Source organism: Ureibacillus chungkukjangi, from assembly GCF_044795995.1.
Lineage (GTDB): Bacteria > Bacillota > Bacilli > Bacillales_A > Planococcaceae > Ureibacillus > Ureibacillus chungkukjangi.
In genome coordinates this window covers 3,076,525-3,098,437 of record NZ_CP085009.1, presented here as the reverse complement: position 1 = coordinate 3,098,437, position 21,913 = coordinate 3,076,525, and the positions used below count along the sequence as shown (strand labels likewise).

General features: G+C 36.7%; 19 protein-coding genes and 1 other RNA gene. 15 read left to right on the top strand and 5 right to left on the bottom strand.

The window, feature by feature from the left end:
- Positions 1-88: 88 nt before the first annotated feature.
- From eno to LG296_RS15370, 3 genes are all read left to right on the top strand, one after another.
- Positions 89-1,381: a phosphopyruvate hydratase gene (gene eno, locus LG296_RS15380; RefSeq protein ID WP_107933636.1), complete on the top strand. Its 1,293-nt coding sequence runs from the start codon at positions 89-91 to the stop codon at positions 1,379-1,381.
- 684 nt (positions 1,382-2,065) lie between these two features.
- Positions 2,066-2,701, top strand: a complete 636-nt coding sequence (locus LG296_RS15375; RefSeq protein WP_404427186.1) for a LysE family translocator — start codon at positions 2,066-2,068, stop codon at positions 2,699-2,701.
- Between the two features lie 67 nt (positions 2,702-2,768).
- A complete protein-coding gene (locus LG296_RS15370; protein ID WP_235867644.1) occupies positions 2,769-3,689 on the top strand; it encodes a DMT family transporter in 921 nt (306 codons plus the stop codon).
- Positions 3,690-3,746: 57 nt separating this feature from the next.
- On the opposite strand, the gene LG296_RS15365 is transcribed toward LG296_RS15370, so the two are convergent.
- Both LG296_RS15365 and LG296_RS15360 read right to left on the bottom strand, forming a co-directional pair.
- Positions 3,747-5,393 (bottom strand): alkaline phosphatase, encoded by a 1,647-nt coding sequence (locus LG296_RS15365; protein WP_404427185.1) that lies wholly within the window; start codon positions 5,391-5,393, stop codon positions 3,747-3,749.
- A 187-nt stretch (positions 5,394-5,580) separates the two neighbouring features.
- Entirely contained in the window at positions 5,581-6,558 is a 978-nt protein-coding gene (locus LG296_RS15360; RefSeq protein ID WP_404427184.1) for a bile acid:sodium symporter family protein, read from the bottom strand.
- Between the two features lie 452 nt (positions 6,559-7,010).
- On the opposite strand from LG296_RS15360, the gene secG reads away from it, so the two are divergent.
- The 5 genes from secG to ssrA all read left to right on the top strand — a co-directional run bounded on the left by secG (position 7,011) and on the right by ssrA (position 12,378).
- Entirely contained in the window at positions 7,011-7,238 is a 228-nt protein-coding gene (secG, locus tag LG296_RS15355; RefSeq protein WP_107933626.1) for a preprotein translocase subunit SecG, read from the top strand.
- Positions 7,239-7,704: 466 nt separating this feature from the next.
- A complete protein-coding gene (locus LG296_RS15350) occupies positions 7,705-8,454 on the top strand; it encodes an alpha/beta hydrolase (protein WP_404427183.1) in 750 nt (249 codons plus the stop codon).
- Between the two features lie 44 nt (positions 8,455-8,498).
- Positions 8,499-10,943 (top strand): ribonuclease R, encoded by a 2,445-nt coding sequence (gene rnr / locus LG296_RS15345; RefSeq protein ID WP_404427182.1) that lies wholly within the window; start codon positions 8,499-8,501, stop codon positions 10,941-10,943.
- Between the two features lie 305 nt (positions 10,944-11,248).
- Positions 11,249-11,716 (top strand): SsrA-binding protein SmpB, encoded by a 468-nt coding sequence (gene smpB / locus LG296_RS15340; protein WP_404427181.1) that lies wholly within the window; start codon positions 11,249-11,251, stop codon positions 11,714-11,716.
- Positions 11,717-12,022: 306 nt separating this feature from the next.
- Positions 12,023-12,378, top strand: a transfer-messenger RNA (tmRNA) gene (gene ssrA / locus LG296_RS15335).
- Positions 12,379-12,506: 128 nt separating this feature from the next.
- On the opposite strand, the gene LG296_RS15330 is transcribed toward ssrA, so the two are convergent.
- Together LG296_RS15330 and LG296_RS15325 are read right to left on the bottom strand one after the other, a co-directional pair.
- Entirely contained in the window at positions 12,507-13,673 is a 1,167-nt protein-coding gene (locus LG296_RS15330) for a tyrosine-type recombinase/integrase (protein WP_404427180.1), read from the bottom strand.
- A gap of 159 nt (positions 13,674-13,832) precedes the next feature.
- Positions 13,833-14,102, bottom strand: coding sequence for a DNA-binding protein (locus LG296_RS15325; RefSeq protein WP_404427179.1), 270 nt, complete (start codon positions 14,100-14,102; stop codon positions 13,833-13,835).
- Positions 14,103-14,584: 482 nt separating this feature from the next.
- Here LG296_RS15325 and LG296_RS15320 point away from each other — a divergent pair, with 482 nt between their 5' ends.
- The 4 genes from LG296_RS15320 to istB all read left to right on the top strand — a co-directional run bounded on the left by LG296_RS15320 (position 14,585) and on the right by istB (position 19,170).
- Positions 14,585-15,331 (top strand): NUMOD4 domain-containing protein, encoded by a 747-nt coding sequence (locus tag LG296_RS15320; RefSeq protein ID WP_404427178.1) that lies wholly within the window; start codon positions 14,585-14,587, stop codon positions 15,329-15,331.
- Between the two features lie 395 nt (positions 15,332-15,726).
- On the top strand, positions 15,727-16,548 hold the full coding sequence (locus LG296_RS15315) for a hypothetical protein (RefSeq protein WP_404427177.1): 822 nt from the start codon (positions 15,727-15,729) through the stop codon (positions 16,546-16,548).
- A gap of 325 nt (positions 16,549-16,873) precedes the next feature.
- The gene (istA, locus tag LG296_RS15310) at positions 16,874-18,418 is read left to right on the top strand and encodes an IS21 family transposase (protein WP_146223234.1); all 1,545 of its coding nucleotides are present in this window, start codon (positions 16,874-16,876) and stop codon (positions 18,416-18,418) included.
- Positions 18,418-19,170 carry an IS21-like element helper ATPase IstB gene (gene istB, locus LG296_RS15305; RefSeq protein ID WP_107937914.1) on the top strand — a complete coding sequence of 251 codons (753 nt, stop codon included), beginning with the start codon at positions 18,418-18,420 and terminating at the stop codon, positions 19,168-19,170. Before istA ends, istB begins: the two co-directional genes overlap by 1 nt.
- 122 nt (positions 19,171-19,292) lie before the next feature.
- Here istB and LG296_RS15300 read toward each other — a convergent pair whose 3' ends face one another.
- The gene (locus LG296_RS15300) at positions 19,293-19,628 is read right to left on the bottom strand and encodes a helix-turn-helix domain-containing protein (RefSeq protein ID WP_404427176.1); all 336 of its coding nucleotides are present in this window, start codon (positions 19,626-19,628) and stop codon (positions 19,293-19,295) included.
- 164 nt (positions 19,629-19,792) lie between these two features.
- Between LG296_RS15300 and LG296_RS15295 the strand changes: the two genes are divergently transcribed.
- The 3 genes from LG296_RS15295 (at position 19,793) to LG296_RS15285 (ending at position 21,827) form a co-directional block, all read left to right on the top strand.
- Entirely contained in the window at positions 19,793-19,963 is a 171-nt protein-coding gene (locus tag LG296_RS15295; protein WP_404427175.1) for a hypothetical protein, read from the top strand.
- 49 nt (positions 19,964-20,012) lie between these two features.
- Positions 20,013-20,228, top strand: a complete 216-nt coding sequence (locus tag LG296_RS15290; protein ID WP_404427174.1) for a hypothetical protein — start codon at positions 20,013-20,015, stop codon at positions 20,226-20,228.
- Positions 20,229-20,459: 231 nt separating this feature from the next.
- Positions 20,460-21,827, top strand: a complete 1,368-nt coding sequence (locus tag LG296_RS15285) for a hypothetical protein (RefSeq protein ID WP_404427173.1) — start codon at positions 20,460-20,462, stop codon at positions 21,825-21,827.
- Positions 21,828-21,913: the final 86 nt, after the last annotated feature.

Below are 21,913 nucleotides of genomic sequence, written 5' to 3'. Positions count from 1 at the left end.
AACCTGATTTTAAGCCATTGCGTTAAGTAAAATTAACCTGATGTTTAACAGAGTTACTAACAAATTTCAAATATAAAGGAGATTTATTATGCCATTTATTACACAAGTTTACGCTCGCGAAGTATTAGATTCACGTGGAAATCCAACAGTTGAGGTAGAAGTATTTACTGAGTCAGGTGCATTTGGCCGTGCAATCGTACCATCTGGTGCATCAACTGGTGAATATGAAGCAGTAGAATTACGTGATGGCGACAAATCTCGCTATCTTGGTAAAGGTGTTTTAACAGCAGTAGAAAATGTGAACACAATTATTGCTGAAGAATTAGAGGGCAACTACTCAGTTTTAGACCAAGTTGTAATCGATAGAGCCTTAATCGAATTAGACGGTACGGAAAACAAAGGGAAATTAGGCGCTAACGCAATTCTTGGTGTTTCTTTAGCAGTTGCTCATGCAGCAGCAGACTACCTGGATATTCCTTTATACCAATACCTTGGTGGAGTTAACGCTAAACAATTACCAGTACCAATGATGAATATCTTAAACGGTGGTGCCCACGCTGATAACAACGTGGACATTCAAGAATTCATGGTAATGCCTGTTGGAGCTGAGTCTTTCCGCCACGCTCTACGCATCGGTGCTGAAATCTTCCATAGCTTAAAAGCAGTATTAAAGGAAAAAGGCTACAACACTGCAGTAGGTGACGAAGGTGGTTTCGCTCCTAACCTAGGTTCAAATGAAGAAGCAATCACTGTAATTTTAGAAGCAATCGAAAAAGCTGGCTACAAACCAGGTGAAGAAGTGCAGCTTGCAATGGACGTTGCATCTTCTGAGCTATTCAACAAGGAAGATCGCAAATACCACTTAGATGGTGAAGGCGTTGTAAAAACTTCTGAAGAAATGGTTGCTTGGTATGAAGAGTTAACTTCAAAATACCCAATCATCTCAATTGAAGATGGATTAGACGAAAACGACTGGGATGGCCACAAATTACTAACTGAACGCATCGGTAACCGAGTTCAATTAGTAGGGGACGACCTATTCGTAACAAACACAAACAAGCTATCTCAAGGTATTGAGCAAGGTGTAGGAAACTCAATCCTTATCAAAGTTAACCAAATCGGTACTTTAACAGAAACATTCGATGCCATCGAAATGGCAAAACGCGCGGGCTACACTGCTGTCATCTCTCACCGCTCTGGTGAATCAGAAGACGCAACAATCGCTGACATCGCAGTAGCAACAAACGCTGGTCAAATCAAAACAGGTGCCCCATCACGCACAGACCGCGTAGCAAAATACAACCAGCTTCTTCGCATCGAAGATCAACTAGCTCAAACAAGCCAATACCTTGGATTGAAAACATTCTATAACCTACGCTAATCTGTAGGTTTATGACCACCTGATTCTGTAATGGAATCGGGTGGTTTTTTTGTTTGGGGAGAGTGTGAAGTAGATGGGAAAGTTCGGCAGGAGGATGATGAAGCATTTTGGGAGTGGTATTGGCAAGAGAGGTACATCGTGAGGGGAGGAAATGCATGGTGCAGGAAAAATAGGCTTGAGATGCAGTTCATAAGCGGGATGAACTGCATGGTAGAGAGAAATTATGCTTGAGATGCACTTCATAAGTAGAATGAAGTGCATGGTGGAGCAAAATTAGGCTTGGGATGCAGTTCATAAGAGGGATGAAGTGCATGGTGGAGGGAAATTATGCTTGAGATACAGTTCATAAGAGGGATGAAGTGCATGGTGGAGAGAAATTAGACTTGGGATGCAGTTCATAAGAGGGATGAAGTGCATGGTGGAGAGAAATTAGACTTGGGTTGCCCTTCATAAGCGGAATGAACGGCATTCCCGGAGCAAACTAAGCTCAAGATGCCCTTCATAAGCGAGATGAACTACACCCCGAAGCAAAACTAAGCCCCAAGTAGCTGCCCTACATAAACACATTCATCCACCTCAACGGCATCTAAATTCCCCCAGCTCCCTATCAATATTCTGTCTTTAATTTCTGTATTGCTTTCTGAATAATCGAATATTAATATGGAAGGTAGGAGGGGATTGTAAATGTTTGGGATTGTAAATTATGAAGTGTTTTTAGTTGCAGCAATACTGCTGATTTTAACTCCCGGTACGGATACGATGTATATAATCAGTCGAAGTATTTCACAAGGTAGGATGGCAGGGATATATTCTGCGTTAGGCATTTCTGCTGGGGTAGTGGTACATACGCTACTGGCGGCATTTGGACTATCCGTCATTTTAATGCAATCTGCCCTTTTGTTTAATGTCGTCAAAATTGCTGGTGCGATCTATCTTGCATATTTAGGCATAAAGCTAATAGTTTCAAAGAATGAGAAAGAAAATGCGCAGGAAATGCCAATTCATAGTAATAAAAAAATATTCTTCCAAGGGATGTTAACAAATGTTATGAATCCAAAGGTGGCTTTGTTTTTCTTAGCCTTTCTTCCACAGTTTATTAATACGAATTCGGGGATTTTGAGCCCCACACCATTTATTATTTTAGGGGTTACTTATACATTGGTCGGAGGAATTTGGTGCACCATCACGGCTTATTTCTCATCAATGGCTACCAACAAATTACGAAGCAGCACAAAAGCATCCATGATTTTAAACAAAGTAACAGGATTTGTTTTTATCGCAATGGGTATTAAAATTTTACAAACGAAGCCATCAGCTTAAGGTAAACTTCTAGTCATCTAACAAAATGCTTCTGGCTAGGATTAAAGGGGGGATTATCTTGCTGAAAGTGTATGGGATTATGATTTTGACAATGTTTTTGTGGGGAATTAATGTATCCCTTTTGAAGCTTCTTGTGTTTGATATGCCACCTCTTGTAATGCAGGGGACTCGGATTTTCCTTGCGGGTATCACTTTATTTTTAATATTACTTGTAATGAAAAAGAAAATTATATATAAAGAAATGCCATGGAAATTTGTTTTCCTTGCAACTTTGTTGGGGGTTGTTGCTCATCACTCATTGCTCGCAACGGGTATAGCCCAAACAACTGCTGTGAAAACCTCATTAATACTTGGGCTAGCTCCTTTAATTACTGCAATTATTGCCGTTGCTACTAGAGCAACCTCGCTAACAAAGCTTAGATTTACAGGGTTTATCATCGGCTTTTTGGGCATCGTTATAGCAGTAGTAGATGATATTGGTGCTGTAACGGCCTTTGTTTTAGGAGACGTTTATGTTCTAGCCTCAATTGTCGTTCAGGCGTTTAGCTTTTTTATCATCCGACGTATCACAGTTAGCATTCCGCCACTTGTACTAACAGCATATATGCTGACACTCGGGTCGACTGTTATGATTCTGTATAACCTTGTGATGAATCCATCATCCTTTTTAGCTTTTAGCAACTTAGACATAAAGCTATGGAGTGTGTTCTTGTTCTCAGCAATGTTTGCAACGGCTATCGGACATAGCTTATTTAACTCGATGATTAAAAGACTCGGTACGGCTGAATCGGCTATCTTCACCAATTTAAGCACAATTTTTGCGTTAACAGGCTCGGTAGTTATTTTAAATGAGCATATGCATCTTTCTCAAATCCTGGGCTGTATGCTGATTATAATAGGTGTTTTGATTGGTACGGGAGGCTTGGAGGATTGGATTCGGAAAAGAAGGGAAATCCATACACCGCCAGTCAGTGAAGGTACAACTTAAACTAAAAATAAAAACTAGCTAGCGCCTCGAAAAGCGACATAGCTAGTTTTCTTATGCTTACTTAGCGAATTTCAGCATTTCTTCCGAGATGAAGAATTTGTCTCCGTTATAGAACGATACCGTATTGAAATCGCGAGTGAATTTCACTTTTGAATTACCAACTTGGATTGTAGCGGTATTGCGGTTTTCAGGGATAATGATTGTACGATTCTTTTTCGTTGCAACAAGCTCAGGGTTGTTCTTGTTTGTAGTATCGATTTTCACTGAATAACCTTGTTTTTCAAGCTCTGCTTGTGCATCTACAAAGAGATCCTTCGATAGATCTTCTAACTGGAAGCCCATTGCACCCGCCATCGTATGAGCGATATCTGTATTATCGATTAAACCAGTTGGATGAGCTGGTCCGTAAGAATATAAGAAGACATCATCACCAGTGTGTCCACCAGTTGTAAAGCCGATATTAGCACGTGCTGATAAAAGCTGAACAAGTGTTGCTCCTAGATTTTTACTAGATTGTAATGCTTTTAATTCGTCAGCTGACAGATTTTTTAGTCCATAGCTTTCTGCAACCTCTGTTAGGTTAGACTTTTCTTTGTTTAATAAGCTTAAAGCACCTTCAACAGTCATTGTTGCTTCTTTTAATGGATCGATATATGCCGATACTGGTGTTTTATCGTAAGTTGAATTTGTATTTGTATTTCCGATTGTAATACCACTATTGCCGTGATCTGTTACAGCGATTACTAGAGTTTCCTCGTCTTTTTCAGCGAATTTAAGAGCTTCTGCTACTGCATCGTCAAATGCCAGGAAGTCCGTTACCATACCGATTGGGTCGTTTGAGTGGGCTGCCCAGTCAATTTTACTTCCTTCCACCATTAAGAAGAAGCCGTCTTTGTCTTTGCTTAATGTATCGATTGCTTTTTTCGTCATTTCTGCAATTGTAGGCTCTTCAGGTTTTGTTTTCTCCCGATCTAAATCATAAGCCATTGAACTTGGTGCAAAGCTACCCCAAATTTTCTTAGACTTCGATTTTAATAATTCGTCACGAGTTGTAACGAAATCATATTTTTTCTCTTCGATCACTTCTAAAAGGTTGTCCCCGTCTTTACGTGTCTTGTTTAAAGAATCTGACCCACCACCAAGAACTACATCCATATTTTGATAGACCTGCTGCTCGGCGATATCGTCGTAATTCGAACGACTTGTAGCATGTGAGGAGAATCCAGCTGGTGTAGCATGTTGAATTTCAGAGGTAGAAACAATACCAGTAGCTCGTCCAGTACGTTTTGCTCCCTCTAAAACATTGGCAACGGGTTTATATGCATCTTCCTTTGCCACTGGCTTCACTCCAGGTGTTGTAACAAGGGAAGGTAACACCCCAACATACCCACTATTCGATTTGTTTCCTGTAGCAAGTGCAGTTGCAGCAGGGGCAGAGTCTGTAACAGCAGATTCAGCTGAATACGTGCGAACAGCTCCAGTTAAAATATTATCTAAAGCTAAACTTTCACCCTTATACCAACGAGCGATCGTACTAACGTTATCACTACTTCCGTCCATCACTAGCATGATGACATTTTTGGCTTCCTCTGTTTTCTTATCTTTTCCTTTTGCTTGTGCGTTTACTGTAGCAAAACTGATAGATGATAGAGCAAGTGTTCCAACTAAGGCTGCTGATAGCCATTTTTTCTTTAAACCTGGCATGACCAATCCTCCTAATAGAATATTAATTTCAATTCTTATTCTAGTAGAGAGTTATTTAGATAGAGTATAGGGTGTGTAAATTATTGTTAAGTAATGTAAATTGTGAGAATTATTCTAGAATAATAGTAATCTCTAAAAAAAAGGATTGCCACTAGAATATAAAACTCTTCTCGGCAATCCTTTTAATTTATGCTTCTATAACCTCTGGAATATCGGTTTGATTATTATCCTTGTTCTTTCGAGAAGCCCTTGAGCTCCAGTATGTTGCAATGATTGGTCCTGAGATATTGTGCCAGAAGCTGAATATGGCACTTGGTACGGCTGAAACTGGGTCGAAGTGGGCCATAGCAAGGTTTGCCCCTAGTCCGGAGTTCTGCATTCCAACCTCAATGGAAACGGCTTTTTTATCTGCATACTCAAGCTTGAATAATTTTCCGATTAAGTAACCAAATAAATAACCTAAACCATTGTGTAAAATTACGATAGCGAAGATGACTAAGCCAGTTTCTAAAATTCGGTCACGGCTACCACTTACGACAGCAGCAACGATTAATACGATGGCAATAACAGAAACTGTCGGCAAGATAGCCACACTTTTTTCAACAAGTGGTTTAAAGATTAGCTGCGCTAAAATCCCTAATACGATAGGAACTAAAACTACTTTCACTACAGACAAGAACATTGCTGAAAATGAAACAGGTAACCATTCGCTCGCAAGTAAATAAATTAAAGCAGGCGTCATAATCGGTGCTAGTAGAGTTGTAACAGAAGTAATAGTTACAGATAAGGCCGTATTTCCTTTGGCTAAGTAGGTCATCACGTTTGAAGAAGTTCCTCCTGGACAGCAGCCTACTAAGATAACCCCTACAGCGATTTCAGGCGGCAATGCAAAAAGCTTAGCTAATCCAAAGGCAAGTAGTGGCATCACAACAAATTGTGAAACAACACCAATAGCCACGCCTTTGGGATGCTGAAGAATCAATTTGAAGTCAGTGAGCTTGATCGTCATCCCCATACCGAACATAACGATTCCTAACAGTGGTGTAATATATTTCCCTAACCATGTGAAGTTTTCGGGTAGCCAAATGGCAAAGCCAGCTGCAACTAAAACCCATAGAGCAAAAGTATCTCCGGCAAATTTCCCGACTTTTTGTAAAGTATTCATTCTTATGTAACCCCTTTTCGATTGTTTGGTTATCATTCTATGACAATAGTGTCAGAATTACAATAAAATTCTGAAAAGTTAGTTTAATTTGGCGTGAGAGAGAAAAACTACTATATAACTTAGAAATAAAGTGAATCTATTAAAAAGTATAAGTAGGTAAATTTTAGTAGATTCAGTCTGGAGGTCAGTTATTTTTAATATGCCATATCGGAAATTATTCGGAAATAAAGTTTACATGGTAGAGATAGCTAATAGAAGTAGATAGAGCTTTGTCAATCAATTTGGCGTTAGAATATTGTATTTTCTTACTATTTTTGCTATACTGTAACTTGTTGGCTTATAAAAAGTTTTAAATTTTTTATAGGTATATGTGCAACGAAGGCTTATCACCTAAAAAGCTTGGCGATAAGTCAAGTTTTTCAATGAAGTTTCTATTTTCAGGAGGTGGAGTTATGCATACTTTGTTATTAACATTACTAGTTATCGTAAGCCTTGGATTGATCGTAATCGTCTTATTACAATCAGGTAAAAGTGCAGGATTATCAGGCGCCATCTCAGGTGGGGCTGAACAGCTATTCGGTAAACAAAAGGCAAGAGGAATGGATTTAGTTTTACATAGAATAACAATCGTTCTTGCAGTTTTATTCTTTATCTTAACTTTAGCAATCGTAAAATTATAACGGATAGATTGATTCCATAAGAATACAACGCCTAACCGAGCATGGTTAGGCGTTTTATATTACCTTGGAAAATTGCCAAACTTATGTAGCTGAGGGGATTTTTGTAAGTTTGTAGGGAGTCGCACGTAAGTGGTTCGAAGTCGCATGTAATATGGGAAAACTCGCAAGTAAATAATAAAAAGTCGCAAGTAAAACGGGTGTCCGCAAGTATTTCAGTAAAAGTCGCAAGTAAGTAATCGAAACTCGCAAGTAAACAAGCCAAAGTCGCAAGTAAAACGGGTACTCGCAAGTATCTCAGCAATACTCGCAACTAAACAATCAAATCGCTTAACTAATACAAACAGCTCATCCTCCACATACTACCCAAATAAATTTATAAGCTCACATACAGCAAGAAGTATGTGTTTTAATTTATAATAATAAGAGAAAATATTGTATACATAAGAAAATTTTGGAGGGCGACTACATGCGTAATGCGGAAATTAAACCATTTTTCTTTCAAGCAGGGAAACGGGCTGTCCTACTCTTGCATGGGTTCACGGGTAGCTCTTCAGATGTGAGAATGCTTGGCCGCTTTTTAGAAAAGCAGGGATACACATCTCACGCACCTCATTACAAGGGGCACGGAGTTCCACCTGAACAGCTCATCGAAACGTCTCCGGATGAATGGTGGGAGGATGTTGTTAAGGGCTACAACACCTTAAAAGAAGCGGGCTACGATGAAATCGCGGTAGTTGGCTTGTCATTGGGCGGTGTCTTTTCATTAAAGTTAAGTTTAATGGAGCCGGTAAAGGGAATCGTAACGATGTGTTCTCCGATGACGATGAAGACAACTGATTTAATGTTCAACGGAGTACTTAAGTATGCAAAGGATTTCAAGCGTTTTGAAGGAAAAACAGAGTCTGAAATCGAACAAGAAGTTGAGGCTATCAAATCTAAAGGAATGCCGTCATTAGCACAGCTACAGAGCCTTGTGACAGACGTTCGAAAAGAGCTGGATATGGTATATGCGCCGATTCTTGTCATACAATCTAAAAATGATACGATTATTGACCCTCATTCTGCTCATATTATTTATGAAGAAGTGGAATCCTTAAAGAAGGATATAAAATGGTTCGAGCATTCTGGGCATGTCATTACGCTTGATAAGGAAAAACAATTATTACATGAAACGGTTTATGACTTTCTACAATCGCTGGATTGGGAAAATGAATAACCGATTGGAAGTACATTTAGTATTGCAAAAAGGAGGGAAAATATATGACACAAAAAAATGATTTACAGCTGCGTATATTAGATTTAATGAAACAAGACGACTATAAACCACTTAAGGTGGATGAAATAGAAGAATTGCTCGGGTTAGAAGACGCAGAGGAATTCAGGGAGCTCATCAAAACGCTTGTGCGTATGGAGGACGAAGGATCAGTTGTACGTTCTCGTGCAAATCGTTATGGACTTCCGGAACGCATGAATCTGCTAAAAGGGAAATTTATCGGCCATGCCAAAGGATTTGGATTCGTGACACCTGAAGAACCGGGAATGGATGATATTTTTATTCCGCCTCATGAGGTGAACGGTGCGTTAAATGGTGACATCGTTCTAATTCGTGTTTTAAAAGAAACATCAGGTGATCGACGAGAAGGTACTGTATCAAAGGTTATTGAACGTAGTCAAACGACTTTTGTCGGTACATATCAGGCTAACAGAAGTTTTGGATTTGTTGTAACGGATGATAAGAAGCTAAATATGGATATTTTCGTTACAAAGGAAGACTCTCTTGGTGCTGTTGATGGCCATAAGGTAGTTGTAGAAGTAACGAACTGGCCTGATGAAATCAAATCGGCTACTGGGATGATTACAAAAATTCTTGGGCACAAAAACGATCCAGGTGTCGATATTTTATCGATCATCTATAAGCACGGTATTCCACCTGAGTTCCCGCAACAGGTAGTTGATGCTGCAGGAGAAGTGCCAGACGAGATTAAGCCAGCTGACTTAGTAGGTCGCCGTGATTTACGTGACCAAATGATTGTAACAATTGATGGTGCCGATGCAAAAGACTTGGATGACGCCGTAACAGTTACGAAAAATGAAGATGGTACTTACAAGCTAGGTGTTCATATTGCGGACGTTAGCTACTACGTAACAGAGGGTTCGATTATCGATGAGGAAGCTTACGATCGCGCGACAAGTGTGTATTTAACAGACCGCGTAATCCCAATGATTCCACATCGCTTATCGAATGGGATTTGTTCGTTAAACCCACAAGTTGACCGTTTAACACTATCCTGTGAAATGGTAATTGACCAAAACGGACGAGTAGTGGAGCACGAAATCTTCCAGAGTGTTATTAAAACAGTGGAACGTATGACGTACACGGATGTTTATAAAATCCTGGAAGAGAAAGACGAAGAGCTAATCCAGCGCTACGAAAAGCTTGTGCCAATGTTTAAGGATATGGAAGACTTAGCTGAAATCCTACGATCAAAGCGTATGGAACGCGGTGCAATTGACTTTGACTTCAAGGAATCAAAAGTTTTAGTTGATGAAGATGGCTGGCCTCAGGATATCATTCTTCGTGAGCGTACAGTAGCTGAACGTCTAATTGAAGAGTTCATGCTAGCTGCTAACGAAACAGTGGCAGAGCATTTCCATTGGATGAACGTACCATTTATCTACCGTATCCATGAAGACCCAAAACCAGAAAAGCTTCAACGCTTCTTTGAATTTGTAACAAACTTCGGTTTAGTGGTAAAAGGTTCAGGAAATTCAGTACATCCAAAAGCGTTACAGGAAATCATAAAAGCAATTGAAGGTATGCCAGAAGAGCCAGTAATTTCAACGATGCTGCTTCGTTCAATGCAGCAGGCGAAGTATTACGCTGAATCAATTGGTCACTTTGGTTTATCAACGGATTACTATACGCACTTTACATCGCCAATCCGTCGTTACCCAGACTTAATCGTTCACCGATTAATTCGTACGTATCTAATAGAAGGAGATGTGTCCAAGGAAACAACCTTCAAATGGGCACAGCGAATGGATGAAATTGCCGACCATACGTCAGAACGTGAACGCCGTGCAGTAGATGCCGAGCGTGATACAGACGCATTGAAGAAAGCGCAATACATGTCTGACAAAATCGGTGAAGAATTCGAAGGTATGGTATCTTCGGTTACTAACTTCGGTATCTTTGTGGAGCTGCCAAATACAATTGAAGGACTTGTTCACATCAGCAATATGACAGACGATTATTATCGTTTTGATGATCGTCAAATGATTATGGTAGGTGAGCACACTGGTCGTATCTTCCGTATTGGTGATGAGGTGAAGGTTCGCGTCGCAAATGTTACAATAGAGGAGTCCTCTGTTGACTTTGAAGTTGTCGATATGGTGAAATCATATGGTGGCAGAACACGCAAAAGCGCACCTAAAGTTATTCATGCAGGCTCAGGTAGAAGAGCTGAAGGCGAAGGCCGTGAAGGTGGTCGTGGTGGACGTCGCCGTGTAGAAGGCGATGAAAAAGGTGGCAACGGTCGTACTCGCCGAGGCGAGTCTAAGGGACCAGGTGGTAGATCATCAGGTGGGTCAGGTGGTTCTGGTTCTGGCGGATCAGGCACAGGCGGTCGCAAAGTAAAACAAAAGCAAAAGTTTTACGAGGGCGTAGCGAAAAAAGGTAAAAAGAAAAAACCGAAAAAACGATAATGCAAATAGCCCAAGTGTGATGGAAGCTCGCACTTGGGGTATTGTTTTGTATCGAGTGATAGGAAACTATGAAACTTTTTTATCCTCTTTATAAATTGAATAAATGTCTAGCTACACCGCCCAGCCCCTCGAGGTCGCTTCATTCCCTCGGTCGAAAGCAAGCTTTCGATTCGGGACTTCCAAGCAGCTTGGGGCTCAACACGATGTGAGTCATGTCGACGATGCCACAGGACGTGGCGTTTTCGTCGACTCGGGGCTTAACAGGGCGGTTTCGCTTTTCTAATTAAGATTGTGAGGTGTCGCTCGTGGCAAAGGGAGCAGGAAAAGTATTAGCACAAAACAAAAAGGCTAACCATGACTACTTCATCGAAGAAACCATTGAAGCCGGAATGGTTCTACAAGGTACCGAAATCAAAGCAATTCGAGCAGGGAAGGTTCAGCTAAAGGACTCCTTCGTTCAAATCCGTAATAACCAAGCATGGATTTCCAACATGCACATCAGCCCATACGACCAAGGAAACCGTTTCAACCACGATCCATTACGTGTCCGCAAGCTATTGCTACACAAAAAGCAAATCAGCGAGCTACTAGGCCGTACAAAACAAGAAGGCTACACAATCGTCCCTCTTAAAATGTACATCAAGGACGGCTACGCGAAATTGTTAATCGGCGTAGGTAAGGGTAAGAAGAATTACGACAAACGTGATGATCTGAAGAAGAAGGAAGCTAAAAGGGAAATGGAACGAGTGTTTAAAGCTAAAAACCAATTCTAATAAAAACCTTATTCTGAAGAAGTCTACTTTTGTTTTCTGCGAAGCGAGCCTGTGAGCGGAAGCAAAACGTGAAATGGAACGTGTGTTTAAAGCGAAAAACCAATATTAATGTTTTACGAAGATAATTCCGGGTATATGAATAGTGTAATTCTTTGGTTGGTTAATCTTAGAAAGATAGGTAGAATCAGATGTGTTGCTGATTTTCTGAATTTGTTTTATACTAGGTATACAGTTGCCAGTAGCTAAAGGCTAAAGCTTCACCGCCTTTTATGCCGTATGTGTTTTAAACACATCTCTCTTATATAGGGGGACGTTACGGATTCGACAGGGATGGTTCAAGCTTGAGCTGCGCGTCGGAGGTCTCGGCTCCGTCATCAACGGAAGTTATATAATAACTGGCAAACAACAAAATTTAGCTTTCGCAGCGTAAGCTCGTAAGCGCTCTGCCTATCCATCGCCCATGTGGATAACGTAGGGCCCAACTTTAGTGGGATACGGTCGGTGGTGCCGCTTGAGTCACCGGCAAGAGATTTCCAAGCTAGCGTGCAGGACGCCTGTTTGTCGGCATATTGCCACGCGAATCGTAAATAGGCAGACTACACGCGTAGACGCTTAAGTATTGGAGTTTCTGGACGCGGGTTCGACTCCCGCCGTCTCCATAGTACGAAATCATTGGATTTCAAACAGTGTCAAAACCCTTGATAATCAAGGGTTTTTTATTTTGCATCGTTTCATTAAATCGGAGTTAATTTCATCAACCCGATGTTAAACCCGATGTTAAAAAATACGTTTAAACACTCATGAAGCTATCAAATTTATTGAGGGCCTCTTCTTTTGCTTTTTTGGAAACATGTGCATAAATGTTCATTGTAGTTTGGATATCCGAATGTCCTAAGCGATCCTGTACTTCTTTGATATTCACGCCAGCTTCTAATAGAAGAGAGCAATGTGTATGACGGAAACCATGAGTCGTAATCTTAGGCAAATCATACTTGTTCAGTATATACTCAAGCCATTTTCTTGTTTTCGTAGGCTGCAAGAAGTCGTTATCTTCATTACTAAAAACAAGTTGTTTCGGTTGAGTTGTATTAATTCCTACTGCAAAATATTCTTTCTTTTGTAGCTTCTTCCACTCTGAAAGAATCGATATAGATCGTGCATCCATTTTAATAACACGGGAATCACCTGTTTTGGTGTCTTTTACATACAGCTTATTGTCTTTCCCTCGAGAAATTGCTTTATTTATACGTATCTCATTTGTTTTAAAGTTAACATCTTTCCAAGTGAGAGCAAGCGCCTCACCTTTACGCATACCGCTATAAGCAAGAAGTTGGAAAAGAGCAAAGGCTTTATAGTTTTGTTCTTGCTCCATACACTTCAGGAATTTTATGAGTTGCTCCTTAGTGTAGAAGTTTTCATGTTCTTCTGCGTCAGCTTTCAATTTCTTACGACCGTTAGGCATATCTATTAATTTGAATGGATTGTTCTGAATATAGCCGCGCTTAATTGCAAAATCTATTACTTTTGCTGCATAAGATTTAACCACACGGAAATTTACTAGCTTTTTAGCCCATTCATCCACATGTCGCTGACAGACATCAACGTTCATCTTGTCAATTTTATACTGACTTAATGCAGGTAATATATGATTTTTGAAAATTCCAGTTGTTTTAACAAATGTACTTTCTTCAACTGTATTTTCGTAGTGCTCAATCCATAAATCATATACATCTTGATAGGTTTCGGCTAGCTTTTTACGAAACGAACCTTTTTCAATTTCAAGTTTAATGCGGGCAAGTTCTAATTCTGCTTCTTTTTTAGTTTTAAAGTTACTGCGTGTAGTTCGCATTTCTTTACCAGTCAGCGGATCTACACCGACATAGATTTTAAAACGATAGCGTTTTTGTCCGTTTTTTAATGTATAACATTCAATTGGTGTTGATTTCTTTTTAGCCATGATAATTTCCTCCTGTGCCATTCGGAGGCAAGCTTTGAGGAGGAACTCTAATTTATCAAAGTCTATGAACTTTGACGTTTAATACATATCATATTTAGACATAGATTTCAATTCGAATAAGAATTCCCCGTTCTAAGCTTGCACAAAATAGATATCTACTTAGTGACTGTTGCGTTTTAGAAAATTATCAATTTCTGCTTTTGAGACACGTTTTACACCATCAATCTCACAGACTTTTAAGCCCATCTCTCTAAACTTTTTAAACGTATTGAATGATACTCCAGCGTAATCCGCACCTTCTTTAAGGCTCATCCATTCCTTTGTATGTGGATTTTCCGTAAATTCAGCAAAAGCATCTTTTACTGTTGTTAATACTACGTTTCTTAATTCTTCCTCGAATCCTGAAGGCATTTCTAATTCAAATTTCATATATCTGTTCTCCTTAACAATGTACTGTTGCAGAATCTCTACTAATTCCAATTTAGATATAATTAAGTAATCGGAGGCTGTTAAAATTTATTATTTCAAATAAAATCGTTCATGTTCAAAACCTCCAAAAATGTCAATTTTTTATCCATGAAAAACAATCTTGTTGGATAAAATTGATTATATATTTTTGAGTAATATCGGATTTGAAAACTGAAGGAAAGTTGAATAGGGGTTTTGAAGGCAGTAACACTTGATTTATAAAGGGAATTCGGTGAAAGTAACGAATATAAATGTAGAAAATAATATTTATTTCTAATTACAATTCCAGTGACAAAGTTCTTGCTATTACAGGAATGGGGCGATATTAAAATTATTTTTTTCTAAGAATGTACCAACACCATGAAAAGCCCCAGTTACTTTGTAACCGTTAATTTCAAATTCCCATCTAAATAACTGTTAGTAAACAATAGGAGTGATGATTAATGGAAATTGCTAAAACTCAAATAATTCAAATTGATTGGGAGGGACCTTATAAATTAAATGAATTGCATACTTTAGAGAATGAAGAAATAGATTATGGCATTTATCAAATTTATGGAAAACACCAGATCTATGGAAGTGATGTACTCTTATATATTGGGAAAGCTGATCAGCAAACAATTGGTAAAAGAATATCACAAGAGGGGTGGGAGTACGTAAATGACACTAATAATATAAAAGTCTATATTGGGAGATTACATGGTCCACAAACACCAACTAATGATGAATGGTCTAGAGATATTGATTTAGCTGAAAGTTTATTAATTTATGTACATAAACCAGCTTATAATTCGAAAAGCATTGCATCAGTTCCTGATATTGAGCTTCAAAACATACATATTTTGAATTGGGGAAATCATCGAGATATTTTACCAGAAGTTTCAGGGTTAAGATGGACTAGTAAGTTAGATCATATAGATTATGAAGTTTATAAATTCAGTGGGGATGAGGAAATAAGAAAGCCGATTGAAGGATATGAAGGGTACTATGAAATATCAGAATCAGGTAGGATTTTTTCGTTGAAAAGCCAACGATTCATGGCAAGATGTGGCGATGAATATGGATTCCATATTGTGAAGTTAACTAAAAATGGAGTTTCAAAGAATTATAATGTTTATGAATTATGGAAAAATGAATTTCCTAATTTATCTGAGTCAATATTTAAAGGAGCAAAGGAGCGAATATATTAAGTTAGCAAATAAGATAATAATATGTATACACTATAAGTGATTATTTTATTCTTAATGAGCTGTTTTAGTGAAAATCCGGCAATCTTTTACGGGAATTATTGCTATACAATTTTTTACTATCGGGGTAGTTTAATGGAAAAAAGTTTAGCTTTGTTCAGTAATTGGCCCAGGTTGTTGACGATATAGTTAGCAATAATAGTTGGAATATAACATAAAATATATGAGATGGTTTTCAGTTTCAGATAGGTGAGATTAAACGGATAAAAAGTAATTGTATTTTTGATATAATAGAATTCATAATTAATAATTTCAAATATTTGAAAAGATATTGATTAAAACCCATTATCACAATTACTAATTGTGTTACTAAAAAATTATAAGGAGAGGGTATTATTTTGGAAAAAATGCCTACTAATAAAAAAATAGGTGGAGAACTCCTACCTCATATAAAACCTACCGAGTATATAAAAGTTTGGGATTTTGAAAGTATAAATAAATATAAAGATAGACCTGGTATATACATATTTTGGGATAAGTATTCTGAGGAATTCGAAAATTCAACAGGGGAGCCAAGAGATAATTTTGATTCAAGATGTTTACCTCTATATATAGGAAGAGCATATGATTTAGCAGGGCGTATAAAAAAACACCTTAGAGAACACACACATACAAAATACTTTTCTACATATTTTTATTCAATTGCTATCTACGATATGGAAACTTGTATTCAAGATAATAAAAAGTTGAAAAAGATAGCTAAATCAAACCAATTATTAGATAGTTATGCTTTAACAGATCTTTATGAACCTTATATGATTATGAGGCGTATACCATTCTTTAATTCGCAGTCTAATCATTTTGCAGATGAGGATCTAAGAAAATTCTATTTTCAACAGGGTTATTATAAGACGAACCGACGATGGGAAACACAGATTGAACCTTCAAAATTTCTTAAAATAAAAGTACCATTTGAATCATATATAAGTTTAAATGAATTTATTTCTACAATATTAAAACGAGATTCTAGAACTAATAGTTTAGATAAAGAAAAAATAAATGAAGTTGAAGGTTTTCTTACTAAATACATAGAAGATCAATGTAAAAAAAATGAATTCCCAATTGAAGGCTATAAAAAAAACGAAGAAGGAACCTGGATATTTCCAATCGATACAGTATTATATTACGTAGTAAGCGAGGGTTTCTTTGACTTTGATTAATTAATACTATCCAAGAACTGATAGATGTGGCAACATAGAAATCTAATTAGGAAAGTAAAAAACTGTTGATGAAAGATACCACGAAGTATTGTAATTGAATAATTCAATCTTCCACACTCTAGGCGTTTTTGTTAAACTTCGGGGGAAATATCCTTAAGAAGAATATTGAAATTCCCTTTACCTTTATTAAAGAATTACAATTTAATATTAAAGATGTGTATTTGATAAGCTAAAACTGAGCCACCATCGCAGTTGAAAAGTGAGCCACTTTTATATGAAAATAATCCTAACTTCATAGAGTTAGGAGCGTATAGAGGTGATTTCATTGGAGAAGAAACAGAAGGTACTACTTGCCTTTCATCAAGAAAATAAGAGTCAACGTCAAATTGCCAAGGAGCTTGGGATTTCTCGTAATACTGTAAAAAAGTATATCCAAGAGGATCTTGAAAAAAGAAAACAAGATATTCGAGAATTACCTATTACAGATAACTATGTAACGCCTCCGTCGTATAAAAAACGCAAAGGAAATAAACGTGCTTTAACACCTACGGTGATGAAACGTATTCGAAAAATGTTAAAAGATAATGATTATAAACGGCAACATCAGATGCACAAGCAACAACTAAAAATGATTGATATTCATGAAAAGTTATTAGATGAAGGTTTTGAAATTAGTTATACCACTGTAAGAAATTTTGTAAATAGTGAGGAGAAACATCAAAAAGAAGTCTTTATTCGTCAAAAAGCAACTGCTGGTCATGAGATTGAATTTGACTGGGGAGAAGTAAAATTATTCATTGATCAAACATTACGATCTCTTTCAATGGCGGTATTTACCCTACCATATAGTAATGATAGATTTGCATATTTATATGAATCCGAAACAATGGTGTGCGTACAAGATGCTCATGTAAAATGTATTGACTATTTAGGCTTTGTACCAGAAGTTTTTACGTACGATAATATGCGGACAGTCGTAAAGAATTTTATTGGGACAGAACGTGAGATTACCGATGGGATGAAAAATCTATCGATGCATTATCATTTTAAAATACGACTATGTGAACCGAGAAAAGGAAATCAGAAGGGGCATGTGGAGCGAAGTGTAGAATACATCCGCCGGAAAGCATTTGCCCATCGAGATACTTTTGCAAGTTTAGAAGAAGCTCAGGCTTATCTAACAGAAGTAATCATGAAATTAAACTCTCGCAAGCATTATAAGAAAAACCAAACGCACCATGAATTAATGCTAGAAGAGCGTATAGCTAGGCATGTAAGCACAGAAATTATTCCATTTGATGCCTCTGAGTTGTATGAATTTAGAGTGGACAAATATAGCACGATTACTTATAGACAAAATCGTTATTCTGTTCCAGAAGGACATGTTGGAGAATGGGTGAAAGTAAAAGCGAGTGCGGAAAAAATTCTTATTTTCAGTGAAAATGCCTGTATCGCGACACATAAGCGAAGTTGGCAAATCCATCAATGGATTATGGACATTTATCATTACTTACGTACATTTGAAAAGAAAAAAGGTGCATTGGCTCAAAGTGAATGTTTGAGTCAAGCACCAACAAAAATAAAAAAATTATACAAAGATTATTATATTGGAAATGAGCGAGATTTTCTAGAGTTACTTATTTATCTAAAAGAAAATAAAAATCTAGAAAAAGTCTTAGCAGCGATTGAACAACTTGAGAAGAACCCTATGGTTCAAATAACAACAGAAAAGATTATTTTCTTAGCTAATCAAGGCGAATATATTCATAAAACTGTACATTCCAAAAATGAAGTCACCACCCAATCTCTCGAAAATCTTTCAGCCATAACGGCGTTATTTGAAACGAAAAAGACAGGGGTGCTTCACTAATGGATAAGAGACAAGAAATGATTGAGATGTGTAAGGAACTTCGATTACCAAGCATTCGGGGATTTATTCAAGAAGATGATATGTGGAAACAATATCAGACAGCAGAAGATTTCTTATATCACGCACTAGTGCAAGAAATGGAAGATCGAGAAGTGCGAGCAAAAGCGAATCGCATTCGATCTGCAAATTTCCCTGAAAAGAAACTATTAACTGAATTAGAGTTTGAGAGATTACCGCAAAATGCGGCCTCTCGCCTCCCACATTTAAAGAAATTAGACTTTATTCAAGAAAAACAAAACGTTTTATTAATCGGATCACCAGGTACAGGTAAAACACATATAGCAATTGGTTTAGGAATTGAAGCTTGTTTAGCAGGTTATAAGGTGTATTTTACAACGGTGTCATCCCTTGTAAATCAGTTAAAAGAAAGCCGTTCTGAAAGAACGTTACGTTCATTTGAACTGAAGTTTGAAAAATATGATTTAGTAATCATTGATGAATTAGGTTATATCTCCTTTGATAAAGAAGGAGCCGAGTTATTATTTACTCATCTTTCCCTTCGGGCAGGACGAGCATCCACCATCGTTACGAGTAATTTATCATTTGATCGATGGGAAGAAATATTTCATGATCCAGTTTTAACAGCAGCTTTAACGGACCGACTAACACATCGAGCATACATGGTGGACATGGTAGGACCATCTTATCGAATATTAGATACAAAAGAATGGTTGGAAAATAGTCAGGTTTAAGTGGCTCAGTTTTTAATTAATAAATGGCTCAATTTTTACTTGCGAAATACAAAGATGAACAAGATCGACAACTACGATAAACTTGTTCATCTTTTTTTATTTCTAGAAGTTCGATATATTTTTCACTTACTGTCCACTAACCCTAAAATGATATCAATTACTTTTAGGACTTCTTCTTGCTCCACTAACGATCTATCGTGCAGTTTATCAACAATTTTTAATAATACTTCATTATTTACTGATTTAGTTTCAGAATATCGGAATAAATCTTCTAGTGGTACTTTAAGAGCGGTTGCTATATTACTTAAGCTTTCCACTGTAATATTTTTTTCTCCTCTTTCAACCTGGCCAATATATGTGTTTGATAACGAGGCTAAATGTGCTAATTCCTCTTGGCTCATTTTCTTCTCTTTTCTTAAAGATCGAATTCTTTCACCTATTACTTCTGAAATACTCATAGTAATCACCTCTAGGATTAGTAAAGCCCAGATAATAAAACTTAAGAATAAACTATAGTTGGTTATTGAATAAAATAATTAACTATAGTATATTTTTAGTTGTGAAAACTATTCATTTGATAATTTTATTGATATCAAATGTAATCAAGAAGGGAGAAAATCTGATGACTAAAAAGAAATATGAGTATGATTTGGACAAACCGTTTTTTGGACTACCATTTAATGAAGTAGATAAGATGTTAAGAGGAACATGGGTTCATGATGAGGAGCTTACAAAAAAGTTAAATGAAATTTCTCGTGTGAAAGAAGAACTAAAACAAAAAGGGAAAAGATAAAGTTATTACCCAAGATAGTAGTACAAGGTGATGAGAGGGAGTGAGGATTATGAAATTTGAGTATTTTAATGATACTGGTCGAGAAATAGGCATTCATCCTGCTACAAGAGAACATGGAACGCAATGTGATATGTCACCAATTAAACACTTAGAAGTTCGAACATTTTATCTTCCAGATGGTACTTATCCTTGGGTGAAAATGTGGGATTATGGTATGGAGAGAGGACTTAGTATCTTAGTTTCTCCCAGAAAAGAAGAAAAATAAATAAAATAAATCTTGAGCAAATTTGAAAACATTGCATCGTTTTTGAATTTGCTTTTATTTGTGTTTTTAATAAAAATTAATTCTATTCATCGTGTATAAACCCTAACTACAATTCTTCAAAAGCAGAGAAGATTTGTACTTCTTTGGAAGTTGTTATTTATGCTAAAATTAAGTTGGATAATGTACAAGAATAGCCTTGAAGGTTACATTAGATAATATTTAAGGGGAATTTTGATGGAAAACAAATGTATATATTGCGGTAACGCTAATGATTTATCGAAATCGGATATAATACCAGATGCATTGACTAATGCAAAAATCATTAACCCTAATGTTTGTAGGATAGAACATAATAATAAATTTAGTGATTTATTTGAAGATGATGTTATTAAAAAATTAGCTTTAATCACAAATGAACTAGATATCAAATCTAGTAAGAGCAAAAAGTATGCTGCCTATTCAACGCAAATAAATGTTTGCGGTACAGAATATAGTACAAAGATATCGTCAGAAACTGAATTATTCCGCAATAAAAAGATGCGTAGTGTAGATGGAAAGCATTTATTCGGACCAATTGAAGAAATCAAAAAAATTAAAGATGCAAATGATAAGAATATAACTCAAATCGATGTTAACCAAATAGAAATCGAGAAAAAAGTTAATTTGGATCTATCTGTATTTTTTAGTGATTCAATGTATAGATTGATGGCTAAGATTGCTTTTGAATGGTATTGTCTACAAAATGACATAATTGTTAAAGTTAAGGCGTTTGAACCAATAATCCAATTTATTACCAATGGGATTGGAGATAATATGGTAACAATTGTAGGTAATGAAGAATTGTACAATAGATTAAAAGTGCCTACAGATTTTGGTAGCCACACACTTCTTTCATATATTGCGGAAGATAATTCGGTTAATATATTAGTTAGTTTATTTGGTATAGCAATTTATAACATCAAAATCTGTGATTCTATTATCGAAGAATGTAGGAATAATGTTATTCTTCAAGAGCTTACACTTGATGCAAAAAGAGTACAATTTAAGTTTGATACATTTGAAAATTTTATTAATGATTTTCTGAATAAATTTACAGAAGCTAAATTGGGAAATGGTATTAAGATACCTAAAGATATGACAGATGCATTAATACACTATCAGTTATTTTATGCAACAAATTATTCTTTATTTCAAGGGGATTTACAAAGTTTAAATAAGCCGAATGAAAAAATAATAAACCTCATAATTAAAAATATGGAAGATACATTACAGTCATCTGCCGTAACGCTGCGGGGATTAAAGAGGTTTGTGAAAGAGCACTTTAATAGTTTTAGTGAAGAAATCAAGTTAAATCCGAAAGGCACCGATAAAAAAGCAGTGTTTATGTTTTACCTGTTGTTTATTGTAGGTAAATCAAATGGTGCAATAAAAGACCTTCAAGATTTGAACAAAGTGCTTAAAGATAAATTTTTGGGTGAAACAATTGGTATAAATGATGAAGTAAGTTCAAAATTAAATAATGAGATTCTTTCAACATTAGACTATCCAGACATCATACTGAAAGGCGCTAAGGCAATTGATAGTTGGAGTTATGAATAAATAATAGATATACTACACTATGGGGATCTAAAAAAGAGGCGGAAAATGGTTAATTACAATCATTTCTGCCTTTTATATTATGGTAA